The following is a 14,543-nucleotide window of genomic DNA, read 5'->3' as shown; positions in this document are numbered from 1 at the left end:
CCGCCGATAGCGCAAGGTGGTGTTTCAGTGGGCGGCCTGCTCTTCCAGTGCCTCACGGATCTGCTTGAGAACAGCCGCGGCCGAGGCAAGCCTTGCCCTGTCATGCGGCGACAGGATGCGTTTCTTCTCCCATCAGGCTATGCTTAACTGTCCGCTAATAAAGCGGTCCGATGATTTGCCGGACGCCGTCCGGACTGACGCGAGGAAACCGTTCGGAATGCAAGGTGGCCGCTTGACGGCATTTTCGCCGCAACCTATTGGAACCGGGTGGAACGCCGGGAGCAATGAGGCCTCGTGGCGGAGTGGTTACGCAGAGGACTGCAAATCCTTGCACCCCGGTTCGATTCCGGGCGAGGCCTCCAATGCCCGGGCCCCCGCGCGGCAGCGCAGGGGCCTGAAGTTCCTGACACAATGGACCGCGGTTCTGGCGCGGCAAGCGGACTGGTTGGGACATGAGCGCTGATTTCTCCGAACTACGCGTCAAGATGGTCGACGGCCAGGTCCGCACCACAGATGTGACCAGCGCGCCGCTGCTCGATGCAATGCTTGTCGTCCCAAGAGAGATGTTTGTCGGCGCCGCCCAGCGCGATCTCGCCTATATCGACGAGGACATCCGCATTGCAGCCGGCGCGGACGGTTCGCGCTACCTGATGGAAGCGTCGCCGTTGGCCAAGCTTATCCAGCTGGCCGAGATCAACCCGACCGATTCGGTGCTCGATGTCGGTTGCGCAACGGGCTACGCCTCGGCCATCCTGTCGCGGCTGGCCGGGTCCGTAGTGGCGCTCGAAAACGATTCGGCGCTGGCGGAAACCGCCAGATCGACGCTTTCGTCGCTTGGCTGCGGCAATGTGACCGTCGTCCAGGGCGCGTTGCCGCAGGGGCATGCCGCCAAGGCGCCTTATGATGTTATCTTTATCGGTGGCAGTGTCGCGGAAGTGCCGGCCCCGTTGCTCGACCAGCTTGCCGAAGGCGGCCGACTCGTCGCCGTCGAAGGGCAGGGCAATTCCGGCGTGGCCCGTCTCTTTTTCAAGGCCGGGGGGGTTGTAACCGGAAGACGTGCATTTAATGCGGCAATTAAGCCACTACCGGGGTTTGAACGCATTCGTGCTTTCGAATTCTGAATGATTTGGCCTTGCAGCAGAGGCTTTGTCATGGTCGCTTGCATTTGAACGATCGCTGCTGATGCCAAACTGGGGGCACTTTGGGGGTGAGCAGCAGGGAACACGAACACGCGGCGCCGGCTGATCTATGAGAGAAGCAGGCGCGGCGCGGTTCCCATGGAAAACGAATGAGGGTTTAACCGTGCCGTCTTTACGCAAGTCACTTTTCACCGCCGTCCTCGTTTCGGCGACCATGCTGTCCCCACTGGCCGCTTCAGCCGAAACCATCTCCGGCGCGCTTGCAAAGGCCTACCAGTACAATTCTTCACTGAATTCGGCCCGTGCCGGCGTTCGCGTCACCGATGAGGGTGTCGCCATCGCCAAGTCGGGCTACCGCCCGGTTGTCACCGGCTCGGCGGATATCGATTATTCGAGCAGCCATCTCAACGGCACCAATTCAAGCGTGCGGCTGACCACCGGCAATTTTGGCGTCCAGATCGACCAGACGCTGTTCGACGGCTTTCAGACCAGGAACAATGTTGCTGCCGCCGAAGCACAGGTCCGGGCCTCGGTCGAAAGCCTGCGCAACACCGAAGAGGGCATCCTGTTCAGCGCGGCGCAAGCGTATATGAACGTGATTCGCGACCGGCAGGTCGCTGTGCTGACCGAGCAGAACCTGCAGTTCCTGACCGAGACGGCGCGCGCGGCGCGTTCGCGTTTCGAAGTTGGTGAAGGCACACGCACCGATGTCGCCCAGGCCGACGCCTCACGCGCCGCCGCCGTGGCATCGCTGAGTGCTGCCCGGGCGCAGGCGCTGGCAAGTGCGGCGCTCTATCGCCAGATCGTCGGCGACGAGCCGGGCAAGCTCAAGGGCGCTTCGCCGGTGGCAAAGCTGTTGCCGTCGAGCCTCGCCGCCGCCGTCGGGGTGGCCTCGAACGAGCATCCGGCCATCCTTGCCACGCAGCATCTGGTCGACGCCGCCGCGTTTTCGGTGAAGTCGGCCGAAGGCGCGCTGTTGCCGCAGCTGTCGGCTTCCGCCGGCGTTTCGAGCGCCTATCGCAATACCTCGCCTTTGCCAGGCGTCGGTTCGCAGGATGGCACGACCAATTCGGCCAGTGTCGGGGCAACGCTGACCATCCCGATCTATTCAGGTGGCCGCACCTCGGCGATCGTGCGCCAGAACAAGGAATCACTCAGCCAGGCCCGCATCCAGGTCGACGTCAGCCGCGACCAGGTGCGCCAGGCCGTCACCGCCGCCTGGACCGAGTACACCGCCGCGCAGCAGCAGCTGACGGCCAACAGGCAAGTGATCGAAGCCGCGAAGCTGGCACTGAACGGTGTCATCGAAGAGCGCAATGTCGGCCAGCGCACCACGCTCGACGTCCTCAATGCGCAGGCGACGGTCATCACCGCCCAGATCAACCAGGCCGGTTACGAACACGATGTGGTGGTGGCGAGCTACGCCATCCTGCAGGCGACCGGCCGTCTGTCCGTCGACCGCCTTGGCTTGCAGGTAGCGAAATACAAGCCTGAAGAGCACTACAACGCGGTCAAGGACAAGTGGTACGGACTGCGCACGCCGGACGGCCGCTGAGGCGTTCGGCCTGAACTGGCCGTGTTCCCTGCTTGAGCAGGATCTTTCGCGCTGCGGCTCTCGGGTTCAGATGGCGCTAATCTGTTGAAATCCCACAAGTCCCCAGATTGGGGATTCTCGTGCGGCGATCCGTCGGTTACGCTGTGGCCATGATTCGATCCGGCTCTGCCGGAGCGGAAAACCCAACAGGGGTCACAAGGGCGGCGGATGTGACGATGGCAACGGCAAGCAGCGCACAGCGCGAACCTTCCATGGAAGAGATACTGGCTTCCATCAGGCGGATCATCGAGGACAGCGACGGCGGCCGCAAGCAGCCGGGCGACGCCGATGATCTGAGCCAGGATCTGGAGCGCGCGTCGAGCGCCTATGCAGCCCCCGACGTGGAAGCATTTCGTGCCGACCTGCATGCCGCCCCCGAGGGCAGGAAGCCGGTCACGCTGGCGGAAGTGCAGGCACAGCTGCCGACGGCCGAGCCGGTGGTGGCGCGCATGGAAACGCCGGTGCGCCCCGATCCCAGCCCGGCAAGGCCATCGATGACACTCGCCGAGGTCAGCGCCCGCGTCGCAGCGGAGCCAATCACGGCTGAAGCGCCAATATCGCGTCCTGTCGCCGACGCTTCCATCGCCGATTGGCGTCGCGAGATCGCCGCGGTTGGCGAGCAGGCGAGGGCGGCGGTGCCAGACCGGAGCGAAGCCCGCAAGACGGCTTCCCAGCCGTCGATGGAGGCTCCAGGGGATGAACCGACCGCGAAACCGGCTACCGAGCCGTCTCGTCCGGATGCAAGCGTGGTGCGGCCGGTGGCGGCCAGCGACGCGCCGCGTCCGGCGATCGTTTCCGAGCACACCGGCCGTCAGGTCGCGGCTGCCTTTGGCGAGCTTTCCGACGCGTTTGCCAGCCGCAGCAAGAAGACATTCGACGAGATGGCCGAAGAGATGCTGCGGCCGATGCTGCAGGATTGGCTCGACAACAATCTGCCGACACTGGTCGAAAGGCTGGTGCGCGAGGAGATCGAGCGCGTGGCGCGCGGGGCGCAGTAGTTCCCCATGCCGATTGCCCAGAGGAAACGGCGCCTTCGTGGCGCCGTTTCTTTTGGTGAAGTCGTTGTCGGCAGGACGACGGATCGCTTTGCGTTGAAATGACTGAGGCCGCGCCTATCTGCTTGTGAGGGTCCGAGACAGCCCTTGCGGTTGACTTGGCCAAAACCTTCCGATTTACACCGGACCAGCAAAACTCCCGACAGCGCGGACCATTTTCCCATGCTTGAAAAGACCTACGACGCCAAAACCGTCGAGCCGAAGATCGCCAAAGTCTGGGAAGAGGCCGACGCGTTTCGCGCCGGTGCCGGGGCCGAGGAGGGGGCTGAGGCCTTCACCATCGTCATCCCGCCGCCGAACGTCACCGGCTCGCTGCATATGGGCCACGCGCTCAACAACACGCTGCAGGATATTCTTGTGCGCTTCGAGCGCATGCGCGGCAAGAACGTCTTGTGGCAGCCGGGCATGGACCATGCCGGCATTGCCACGCAGATGGTGGTCGAGCGGCAGCTGATGGAAAAGCAGATCCATCGCCGCGACCTGACCCGCGAACAGTTCATCGAGAAAGTGTGGGAGTGGAAGGCCGAATCCGGCGGTGCCATCTTCAACCAGCTGAAGCGGCTCGGCGCCTCGGCCGACTGGTCACGCGAACGCTTCACCATGGACGAAGGCCTGTCCAAGGCGGTGCTCGAAGTGTTCGTCACGCTCTACAAGGAAGGGCTGATCTACAAGGACAAGCGTCTTGTGAACTGGGACCCCAAGCTGCTCACCGCGATCTCCGATCTCGAGGTCGAGCAGCAGGAGGTCAATGGCAATCTCTGGCACTTCCGCTACCCCGTCGAAGGCAAGGTCTTCGACCCGGAAAACCCGAAAACCTTCATCACCGTGGCGACGACGCGCCCGGAGACGATGCTGGGCGATACGGCCGTCGCGGTGCATCCCGACGACGAGCGCTTCCGGCATCTGGTCGGCAAGAACATCGTCCTGCCGATCGTTGGCCGCAGGATTCCCGTGGTGGCGGATGAGTATTCCGATCCGGAAAAAGGTTCGGGCGCGGTCAAGATCACGCCGGCGCACGACTTCAATGACTTCGAGGTCGGCAAGCGCCACAAGCTGCCGGCGATCAATATCCTGACCACGGAGGCGGCGGTAAGCCTCAGGGATAATGAAGATTTTCTCGCCGGCCTCGAGGTGACGCCGGAGCGCCAGGCGGTCTGGGACGAACTCGACGGCCTCGACCGCTTCGTCGCGCGTAAGAAGATCGTCGAGCTGATGGAAGAGGGCGGCTTCCTCGAAAAGGTCGAGCCGCATCGCCACGCCGTGCCGCATGGCGATCGCGGCGGCGTGCCGATCGAGCCATTCCTGACCGAGCAATGGTATGCCAATGCGGCGGAGCTGGCCAAACCGGCAATCGCTTCAGTGCGCGAAGGTCGCACGAACTTCGTGCCGAAGAACTGGGAAAAGACCTATTTCGACTGGATGGAGAACATCCAGCCCTGGTGCATCTCGCGCCAGCTCTGGTGGGGTCATCAGATTCCGGCCTGGTACGGGCCCGACGGGCGCGTCTTCGTCGAGAAGACCGAGGAAGAGGCGCTGAGCGCCGCGATCGAATTCTATCTGGCGCTGGAAGGACCGTGGAAGGCCTGGGTCGAGGACAAGCTGGAGAACTTCAAGCCGGGCGAGATCCTGACCCGCGACGAGGACGTGCTGGACACCTGGTTCTCGTCGGCGCTGTGGCCGTTCTCGACGCTGGGTTGGCCCGATGAGACTCCCGAGCTGAAGACCTACTACCAGACCGACGTGCTGGTGACAGGCTTCGACATCATCTTCTTCTGGGTCGCCCGCATGATGATGATGGGCCTGCACTTCATGGACGAGGAGCCGTTCCACACCGTCTATGTCCATGCGCTGGTGCGCGACAAGAACGGCGCCAAGATGTCGAAGTCGAAAGGCAACGTCATCGATCCGCTCGACCTGATCGACGAATACGGCGCCGATGCGCTGCGCTTCACGCTGACGGTGATGGCGGCGCAGGGCCGCGACGTGAAGCTCGATCCGGCGCGCATCGCCGGCTATCGCAATTTCGGCACCAAGCTGTGGAACGCGACGCGTTTTGCCGAGATGAACGAGGTCGCGCGCAATGACGATTTCTGGCTCAACGACGCCAAGCTGGCGGTCAACCGCTGGATCCTCACCGAGCTGACGCGGGCGGCGCGCGAGATCACGGACGGCATCACCTCATACCGCTTCAACGAGGCGGCGGGTGCCGCCTACCGCTTCGTCTGGAACCTGTTCTGCGACTGGTACCTGGAACTGTTGAAGCCGGTGTTCATGGGCACCGACGAGGCGGCCAAGGCCGAAAGCCGAGCCTGCGTCGCCTTCGTGCTCGACGAGATCTACAAGCTGCTGCATCCGATGATGCCGTTCATGACCGAGGAACTGTGGGCGCAGACCGCTGGCGAAGGCAAGCAACGCCCCTCGCTGCTGTGCCATGCCACGTGGCCGTCACCGGACTTCGAAGACGCCGAGGCTGCAGCCGACATCAATTGGCTGGTCGACCTCGTCTCCGGCATCCGCTCCGTGCGTTCGGAGATGAACGTGCCGCCGGCAGCCATCGCACCGCTCGTCGTGGTCGGCGCCAACGATGTGACACGCGAGCGCCTCGTTCGCGAGGAGTCGGCGATCAAGCGGCTGGCGCGGGTCGGCGACATCTCGCTTGCCGATATCGCGCCCAAGGGTTCGGCGCAGATCGTGCTCAACGAGGCGACGATCTGCCTGCCGCTTGGCAGCCTGATCGACCTCGCCGCCGAGGCTGCACGGTTGCAGAAGGAACTGGCCAAGGTGACCGAGGAGATCGCACGCCTGCACAAGAAACTGTCGAACGAGAGGTTCGTGGCCAGCGCGCCGGCCGAGATCGTCGATGCCGAGCGTGAAAAGCTCGCCGAATACCGCGATGCACAGGACAAGCTGTCGGTCGCGTTGGCCAGGGTTCGCGACGCCGGTTGAGGATAGATTCGCGAGACTTTAGACCCCTCTAAAATGCTGGTTTTCCGCCTCGAAAATCAGCATTCCGTTGCGTTAATATTGACGTAAACGGAAGTTTTAGCCCCATTGTTGCCATAATGTAACAATGGGGCTCCTGGAGCCCAAAAAAGGCCTGTTTTCGAGCCTTTTTGGATGGTTCTCCCTGTTTTTGAGAGCCGCTCAGCTTTCACAGACCATTTTTCGGCCTTGCCGCACCGGGTTGCATTTCCTCGAAAATGCGGCTGGCCAGTGTGTACATGTACGCCCGCGAATTCGTTGTTGCACCGTTAACCTGAATTGGTTCTAGCTTGGTGCACTCGAATTCGGGGAGGACATTTCATGACTATTCTGCGACTGAAAGCGCTGCTGGGGGCGGGCTGCTTTTCGCTGGCTTTGATCGGGACGGCGATGAACTCGGCGCATGCCGGCGGCCTAGAGCGCGGCGGCTACGATATCGACCTGTTGTTCGATCCTGCTCCGTTCGCCACCGATGCCGAAGCGACCTATGTGATGCCGCAACGCAAGGTCAAGAATGCGGTGGACACAAGCGGTGGTAACCTGAACGTCAGCAGCACAGCCAAGGACAGCGAAAGCTATTGGGTGCCGCGCATCGGCGTGAAGGCTGAGGTGGTCAAGGGCGTCGATTGTATGTTCGACTATTCTCAGCCTTGGGGGGCGCATACCAACCCCGGTATCTGGAACGGGTCCTATTCCAACATCGAGACCGACATCAAGAGCAACAACTACGCCACGACCTGCTCCTATAAGATGGATGCCGGCAAGGGGCAGCTCCGTTTTATCGGCGGCGTCTTCTACCAGGAAGTGTATGGCTTCAAGGAAAGCTATGCGACCCCAATGCTGCCAGGTGCTATTGGTCGCGTTGACCTGTCGGCTGATGGGTGGGGCTGGCGCGCCGGCGTCGCCTATGAAATCCCCGACATCGCGTTGCGGGCCAGCCTTGTCTACAACTCGCAAGTCAAGCTCGACAATATCTCCGGCACACTTACCTTGCCGGCCTTACTAGGAGGCCCCAGGGCAATCTATGGTGCGACCTCGTCCATGCCGGAATCGGTAGAACTGAAATTGCAGTCCGGTATCGCGCCGGGCTGGCTCGCCTTCGGTTCTATCAAGTGGGTCAACTGGAGCGTGCTGCAGAGCGTTGCGATCTGCCCGCAAGGCTCAGAAGTCATTGCGGGATGCTACACGAACTCCCCGGTGCAGGCTACGTCGCTGGACCTGATGTATCGTGACGGCTGGACTGTCACGGGCGGTGTCGGCCACAAGTTCAATGAGCAGTGGAGCGCCGCAGGTCAGCTTTCCTGGGATCGCGGCACCTCGCATGGATATGGCTCCCAGACCGATACCTGGACGCTGGGTGGCGGCGTCGCCTACACGCCCAAGCCCAACATTGAACTCCGTCTGGCGGGTGCGATCGGCGTGCTTACCAGCGGCCACTCGGGTGTCCTGGACGGCGAGAACGGATATCAGGCCGGCACCGACGTCAGCTATGATTTTGGCAACGATCTGGTCACGGCCATCTCAGGTGGCCTCAAGATCAAGTTCTAAGTGACTGAAAATCATAGAAAAAGGCCGGGCAAATACCCGGCCTTTCATTTTGGGCGGGCCTTGGCCAAGCCATCAACATAAGCTCTATTGCAGATAGTCCGCACCGCCTTCGCCTCCTGCTATTGTGACGTTTTGGCAACACTTTCCGAACAACCCCTGCGCTGGAAGCCGGGCTGAGGAAATTGCCCATTTCCCGCCATAAACCCGGCGCACCTCGATCTTGTCTCGGGACACGCGCCAAAAGGCTCGGCGAGGGGGCAGGCCGCTCCGCCCCATTTGCAGGGAAGATGGGGCAAGGAAGAGTATGGACGCCAAAGTCATCTCCAAGGCTAAGCTCCCTAGCCGCTATGTGACCGTCGGTCCGGCGCGTGCGCCGCATCGTTCCTATCTCTATGCCATGGGTTTGTCGGCGGCCGAGATTGCGCAGCCGCTGGTCGGGGTCGCCTCCTGCTGGAACGAGGCGGCGCCCTGCAACATTTCGCTGATGCGCCAGGCGCAGGTGGTCAAGAAGGGCGTCGCGGCCGCCAGCGGCACGCCGCGCGAATTCTGCACCATCACCGTCACCGATGGCATCGCCATGGGTCACCAGGGCATGAAGTCGTCGTTGGTGTCGCGCGAGGTCATCGCCGATTCGGTCGAGCTCACCATGCGCGGTCATTGCTACGACGCGCTGGTTGGGCTCGCCGGCTGCGACAAGTCGCTGCCCGGCATGATGATGGCCATGGTGCGGCTCAACGTGCCGTCGATCTTCATCTATGGCGGTTCGATCCTGCCCGGCAGCTATCGCGGCCGCCAGATCACCGTGCAGGATGTTTTCGAGGCGGTCGGCCAGCACTCGGTCGGCACGATCAGCGATGACGAACTGCTTGAGATCGAGCAGGTCGCGTGTCCCTCGGCCGGTTCCTGCGGCGCCCAGTTCACCGCCAACACCATGGCGACCGTCGCCGAGGCGATCGGCCTGGCGCTGCCCTATTCCTGCGGCGCGCCGGCGCCCTATGAAATGCGCGACCGGTTCAATTTCGCCTCGGGCGAAAAGATCATGGAGCTGATCGCCAGAAATATCCGGCCGCGCGACATCGTCACGCTGAAGGCGCTGGAGAATGCGGCGACCGTGGTCTCGGCCACCGGCGGTTCGACCAACGCGGCACTGCATCTGCCGGCGATCGCGCACGAGGCCGGCATCAAGTTCGATCTATTCGACGTGGCCAAGATCTTCGAGAAGACGCCTTACATCGCCGACCTCAAGCCGGGCGGCAAATATGTCGCCAAGGACATGTTCGAGGCCGGCGGCATTCCGCTGCTGATGAAGACCCTGCTCGACCACGGCTATCTGCATGGCGACTGCATGACGGTGACTGGCCGCACTTTGGCCGAAAACATGCAGCACGTTGTCTGGAATGAGCATCAGGATGTGGTCCGCCCGGCCAACAGACCCATTACCCAAACCGGCGGTGTCGTGGGCTTGAAGGGAAACCTGGCCCCCGAAGGCGCGATCGTGAAGGTCGCCGGCATGGCGGAGTTGAAATTCTCCGGTCCGGCCCGCTGCTTCGATTCGGAAGAGGAATGTTTCGAGGCGGTGACGCATCGCAACTACAGGGAAGGCGAGGTTCTCGTCATTCGCTACGAAGGACCGCGCGGCGGCCCCGGCATGCGCGAAATGTTGTCGACGACGGCAGCACTCTACGGCCAGGGCATGGGCGGCAAGGTGGCGCTGATCACCGACGGGCGCTTCTCGGGCGCGACGCGCGGTTTCTGCATCGGCCATGTCGGCCCCGAAGCAGCCGTGGGTGGCCCGATCGGACTGCTCAGGGATGGTGACGTGATCTCGATCGACGCGGTGAACGGCACGATCGATGTGGCGTTGTCCGATAGCGAACTGGCGGCGAGGGCAAAGACATGGAAGGCGCGCGCGACCGATTATCAGTCGGGGGCGATATGGAAATATGCACAGACGGTAGGGCCGGCGCGCGATGGCGCGGTGACCCATCCGGGCGGTGCGAAAGAAACACACTGTTATGCGGACATCTGAGTTGTTGAGGTCATCTGTCTTTTCGGCACTGGTCGTGGCCGCCACGTTTGGCGCGACCTTTGGCGCCGTCGGCCAGGCCATGGCCTTCGACGACAAGGTGTTCGACGACAAGACCGGGGTGAAGCCGCAATCGAGCCCCTGGGCGGTCTTCCAGTTCGGCTTCTCCGCCTACAAGAACGGCCACAAGGAGCAGGCTGCCGAGGCCTACAAATACGCCGCCGAAAACGGCCAGATCGGCGCCACCTGGAAGCTTGCCCGCATGTATGCCGAGGGCGACGGCGTGGCGCGCGACGACTATGAGGCGTTCAAGTTCTTCTCCGAGATCGTCGACCAGGATGTCGAGCCCGGCTCGCCTGAGGAAAGCTATGTCTCCGATGCGCTGGTGGCGCTTGGCGACTATTTGCGCACGGGCATTCCCGGCAGCCCGGTCACCGAGAACGAGGTGGCGGCCCAGGAATACTACATGCGCGCGGCTGCCAACTACCGCAACCCGAACGCACAGTTCGAGATGGGGCAGATGTTCCTGAAGGGCGAGGGCGGGGTGAAGGCCAGCGTCAAGCAGGCCGGGCGCTGGTTCCAACTCGCCGCCGAGAAAGGCCATGCCGGCGCCCAGGCGACGCTGGGCCATCTGTTGTTCCAGAGCGGCAAGATCGTTCGCGGCCTGGCGATGATGACGGCAGCGCTCGAACGCGCTTCGCCCGCTGACCAGCCCTGGATCCGCGGCATGCAGGAAGAGGCATTTGCCACCGCCGGCGAGGCCGACCGCCGCACCGCGATCTCGCTGGCCGATGATATCCTCACCAAGGGCAACAACGCGGACCAGTAGTTTTGCTGGCGGCTGAACTGCCGATCTCCCCCACAAGGCGCGAGATTGGCTCAGTTCGCGATCGGCTCCGTCGGCACCATGCTGGGCGCCGGCGTCGAGATCGGCGTGACATGGGGGTGTGGCGCCAGCGTGTTTTCCGGGCAGCTATCCCCGATCTTCGTCCACGAGGTGTTGTTGAGCACCATATCGCAGCGGGCCAGATGGCTCTGCTCGGCCACCGTCAGGCAGGCGACCTGACCGATCTGGTAGGATTTTCCATTGGCCAGGCATTCCTGGTCGGCAAATGCCGTACCAGGAACGGCCATGGCAAATGCCAGGCCAATGGGACAAAGATGAAATCGTGTGCTCATGGAACCCCAGCCGCCATGCTGGTCTGCAATGAACGGCGCGAAATGTGGCGATATGAGGGTTCAGCGCAGACGGGCCCGGCGAGGTTCTCTCAAGCCGGCTGAAGCGCGAGATCGATCGCCACCGGGACATGGTCGGACGGTTTTTCCCAAGCGCGCACATGCTTTTCGATAGAGGCCGATGAGAATCGGTTGGCGGCTTCCGGCGACAAAAGCAGGTGGTCGATACGGATGCCGTTATTCTTCTGCCAGGCGCCGGCCTGATAGTCCCAGAACGTATAGGTGTCGCGCGCGTCGGTGACCGCGCGCACCGCCTCGGTGAAACCAAGATTGAGCAGCCGGCGGAAGGCTTGTCGCGTCTGCGGCTGGAACAGGGCGTCGCCCAGCCAGTTCTCCGGAAACCGCGCGTCGATCGGCTCGGGAATGACGTTGTAGTCGCCGGCGAGCACCAGAGCCTCCTCAAGTCTCAGCCGTTCTTCGGCCCAGCGCTCAAGCCGCGCCATCCAGGACAGCTTGTAAGGAAACTTCTTCTCGTCATCGATCGGATTGCCGTTCGGCAGATAGAGCGAGGCGACACGCAAGGCGCCCTTGTCGGTTGAGAAAACGCCTTCGATGAAACGCGCCTGTTCATCGGCATCGTCGCCGGGCAGGCCCCTGATCACCTCGTCGAAGCGCAGCTTCGACAACAGCGCGACGCCGTTGAAACCCTTTTGGCCATGGGTTTCGACATTGTAGCCAAGCGCCTCGATCTCGGCGCGCGGGAACTGCTCGTCGACCGTCTTGATCTCCTGCAGGCAGACGATGTCGGGTGCGCTCTCGGTCAGCCAATGGGTCAGGTTGCCGATGCGGGCGCGGACACCGTTGATGTTCCAGGTGACGATTTTCATGGCGGTCTCGATGCTGTTCAGTTGGGCTCTTGCGGCGGATGGCGTTCGACGAGGCCGATCGTATTGCCAGCCGGGTCCTTTAGGAAGGCCATCCATTCGCTTTCCCCCGCTGGACCGAACTGGCCGTCCGTGTCGCGATGGACAAGCGTTGGCGGCGCGGTGAAGGGCACGCCGGCGGCAGCAGCCGAGGCATGGAACTGATCAAGGCCCGATATGTCGAGATAGACGGTTCCGGCCGGTACGCCGTCGGTGAACAGCAGCCTGATTTCTCCGGCCATGATGAAGGCGATGCCCGGCGGATCGAAGCGTGCATGGACGGCCATGCCGAGCACGTCGCGCCAGAAAGCCAGCGTCACGTCGAGGTCACGGCCAGCCGACAGCGCGATCTGACGGACCGCACCGATGGCAGGCATTCTATATGGAGAAACTCGTGCCGCAGCCGCAGGAGGCGACGGCGTTCGGATTGCGGATCTGGAACGACTGGCCCATCAGATCGTCGACGAAATCGATCACAGATCCGCCCATATAGACCAGCGACAAATCGTCGATCAGCACGGTGGCGCCGTCCTTCTCGATGGCGACGTCGTCGTCGTTGCGCGTATCGACCAGATCGAACTTGTAGGAGAAGCCCGAGCAGCCGCCGCCTTCGACCGAAACGCGCAGCGCCGTCTTGCCGGCTTCGTTCGAGACAATCCTGGCGATCCGCTTGGCGGCGGCCTCGGTCATATCGACTTTCATGGCAGTCTTGGCATCAGCGCCCATGGGCGTCACCTTGCTTTCGGTTTCACATGATAGGTATGAAGCGCGAGGGGCCAAGTCAACCTGGCTAAGTCAAACGCGGCAGCATCAGCCATGACCAGTGAGTTGGGCGACATCGGATTCGGCTATCGGCCACGCGCCGCCTATGCCTGCGATCCGGCAAACTCGCGCGGGCGGCTGTTCGACGAGGTGGAGAGCCCGACCCGCACGCCATTCCAGCGGGACCGTGACCGCATCATCCATTCGACGGCCTTCCGGCGGCTGAAGCACAAGACGCAGGTCTTCATCGCCCATGAAGGCGACCACTATCGCACCCGGCTGACCCATTCGATCGAAGTGGCGCAGATAGCGCGCGCCCTGGCACGGGCGCTGCGCGGCGACGAGGATCTGGCCGAGGCGGTGGCGCTGGTGCATGATTTCGGCCACACGCCCTTCGGCCACACCGGCGAGGACGCGCTCAACGAGAAGATGGCCGTCTGGGGCGGCTTCGACCACAACGCACAATCGCTGCGCATCGTGACAAGGCTGGAGGCGCGCTACGCCGAGTTCGACGGGCTCAACCTGACCTGGGAAACGCTGGAAGGCCTGGTCAAGCACAATGGGCCGCTGACGGATGCCAACGGCAAGGGTCTGAAAGGGCCGGTGCCACAGGCGATCCGTGATTATTCGCAACTGCACGATCTCGAACTCGACCGGTTCGCCGGCATCGAGGCGCAATGCGCGGCGATCGCCGACGATATCGCCTACAACACGCATGACATCGACGACGGGTTGAGGGCAGGGCTCTTGACGCTGGACATGCTGGAGACGGTTTCGCTGCCGGGAACGATCCTGAAAGGCGTGCGCGAACGCTATCCTTCCCTCGATGCCGTGCGCACCGGCCACGAACTGATGCGGCGGCAGATAACGGCCATGGTCGAGGACGTGATCAGGTCGACGACCGCCAATCTCGATCGCATCAGGCCGCCGAGCGCCGATGCAGTGAGGGCAGCTGGCGAGACGATGGTGGTTTTCTCGGCCGAAATGGCTGCCCTGGAGAAGGAACTGAAGGCCTTTCTGTACAAGCACCTCTACCGGCACGCGGAGGTTATGAGGGTGCGCGCGGATGCCGAGCAGATCGTCAAGGATCTGTTCGACGCCTATTTCGCCGATCCGCGCGCCATGCCGGATGGCTGGCGCGAGGGGCTGGATCGGGCCGATGATCGCATCAAGGCGCGCAGCGTCGCCGACTTCCTGGCGGGTATGACCGACACCTACGCGCTCAAGGAACACCGGCGTTTGTTTGACCATACGCCTGAATTGGGCTAGGGCGGGCTCGATTTTGCCGGCCAACGAGCCGGATTCGCTGCAAAGCCGCCAGAGCCAGACCCCAGAGTC

At 62.7% G+C, this 14,543-nt stretch carries 12 protein-coding genes and 1 tRNA gene; 9 read left to right on the top strand and 4 right to left on the bottom strand.

All coding sequences use genetic code 11. The features are described 5' to 3' along the window. The first annotated feature begins 288 nt into the window (after nt 1-288). From M729_RS0100570 to M729_RS0100535, 8 genes are all read left to right on the top strand, one after another. Nucleotides 289-362 (top strand) — tRNA-Cys (locus tag M729_RS0100570). Nucleotides 363-452: 90 nt separating this feature from the next. Beyond that, the gene (locus tag M729_RS0100565; protein WP_027160438.1) at nt 453-1,121 is read left to right on the top strand and encodes a protein-L-isoaspartate O-methyltransferase; all 669 of its coding nucleotides are present in this window, start codon (nt 453-455) and stop codon (nt 1,119-1,121) included. Nucleotides 1,122-1,302: 181 nt separating this feature from the next. Continuing rightward, nucleotides 1,303-2,694 (top strand): TolC family outer membrane protein, encoded by a 1,392-nt coding sequence (locus M729_RS0100560; RefSeq protein WP_013531279.1) that lies wholly within the window; start codon nt 1,303-1,305, stop codon nt 2,692-2,694. Between the two features lie 215 nt (nt 2,695-2,909). Further along, nucleotides 2,910-3,731, top strand: coding sequence for a PopZ family protein (locus M729_RS0100555; RefSeq protein ID WP_027160437.1), 822 nt, complete (start codon nt 2,910-2,912; stop codon nt 3,729-3,731). Nucleotides 3,732-3,950: 219 nt separating this feature from the next. Beyond that, nucleotides 3,951-6,734: a valine--tRNA ligase gene (locus tag M729_RS0100550; RefSeq protein ID WP_027160436.1), complete on the top strand. Its 2,784-nt coding sequence runs from the start codon at nt 3,951-3,953 to the stop codon at nt 6,732-6,734. Nucleotides 6,735-7,091: 357 nt separating this feature from the next. Then, nucleotides 7,092-8,318 carry an OmpP1/FadL family transporter gene (locus M729_RS0100545; protein ID WP_027160435.1) on the top strand — a complete coding sequence of 409 codons (1,227 nt, stop codon included), beginning with the start codon at nt 7,092-7,094 and terminating at the stop codon, nt 8,316-8,318. 304 nt (nt 8,319-8,622) lie between these two features. After that, nucleotides 8,623-10,347 (top strand): dihydroxy-acid dehydratase, encoded by a 1,725-nt coding sequence (ilvD, locus tag M729_RS0100540; protein ID WP_024503842.1) that lies wholly within the window; start codon nt 8,623-8,625, stop codon nt 10,345-10,347. Then, nucleotides 10,334-11,173, top strand: coding sequence for a tetratricopeptide repeat protein (locus M729_RS0100535; RefSeq protein ID WP_013531284.1), 840 nt, complete (start codon nt 10,334-10,336; stop codon nt 11,171-11,173). The genes ilvD and M729_RS0100535 overlap by 14 nt, the downstream gene beginning before the upstream one ends. A 50-nt stretch (nt 11,174-11,223) precedes the next feature. On the opposite strand, the gene M729_RS01000000134555 is transcribed toward M729_RS0100535, so the two are convergent. From M729_RS01000000134555 to erpA, 4 genes are all read right to left on the bottom strand, one after another. Further along, nucleotides 11,224-11,478, bottom strand: coding sequence for a hypothetical protein (locus M729_RS01000000134555; protein ID WP_244506831.1), 255 nt, complete (start codon nt 11,476-11,478; stop codon nt 11,224-11,226). A gap of 134 nt (nt 11,479-11,612) precedes the next feature. Beyond that, nucleotides 11,613-12,407 (bottom strand): exodeoxyribonuclease III, encoded by a 795-nt coding sequence (gene xth, locus M729_RS0100525; RefSeq protein WP_013531286.1) that lies wholly within the window; start codon nt 12,405-12,407, stop codon nt 11,613-11,615. Nucleotides 12,408-12,424: 17 nt separating this feature from the next. After that, the gene (locus tag M729_RS0100520; RefSeq protein WP_013531287.1) at nt 12,425-12,820 is read right to left on the bottom strand and encodes a VOC family protein; all 396 of its coding nucleotides are present in this window, start codon (nt 12,818-12,820) and stop codon (nt 12,425-12,427) included. 1 nt (nt 12,821) lies between these two features. After that, nucleotides 12,822-13,169: an iron-sulfur cluster insertion protein ErpA gene (gene erpA / locus M729_RS0100515; RefSeq protein WP_013531288.1), complete on the bottom strand. Its 348-nt coding sequence runs from the start codon at nt 13,167-13,169 to the stop codon at nt 12,822-12,824. Nucleotides 13,170-13,259: 90 nt separating this feature from the next. On the opposite strand from erpA, the gene M729_RS0100510 reads away from it, so the two are divergent. Next, nucleotides 13,260-14,474, top strand: a complete 1,215-nt coding sequence (locus M729_RS0100510; RefSeq protein ID WP_024503844.1) for a deoxyguanosinetriphosphate triphosphohydrolase — start codon at nt 13,260-13,262, stop codon at nt 14,472-14,474. Nucleotides 14,475-14,543: the final 69 nt, after the last annotated feature.

The sequence above is a fragment of the Mesorhizobium sp. WSM1293 genome, assembly GCF_000513875.1.
Taxonomy (GTDB): domain Bacteria; phylum Pseudomonadota; class Alphaproteobacteria; order Rhizobiales; family Rhizobiaceae; genus Mesorhizobium; species Mesorhizobium ciceri.
The sequence above is the reverse complement of the archived record's forward strand: the minus strand, read 5'-3'. Positions and strand labels throughout refer to the sequence as shown.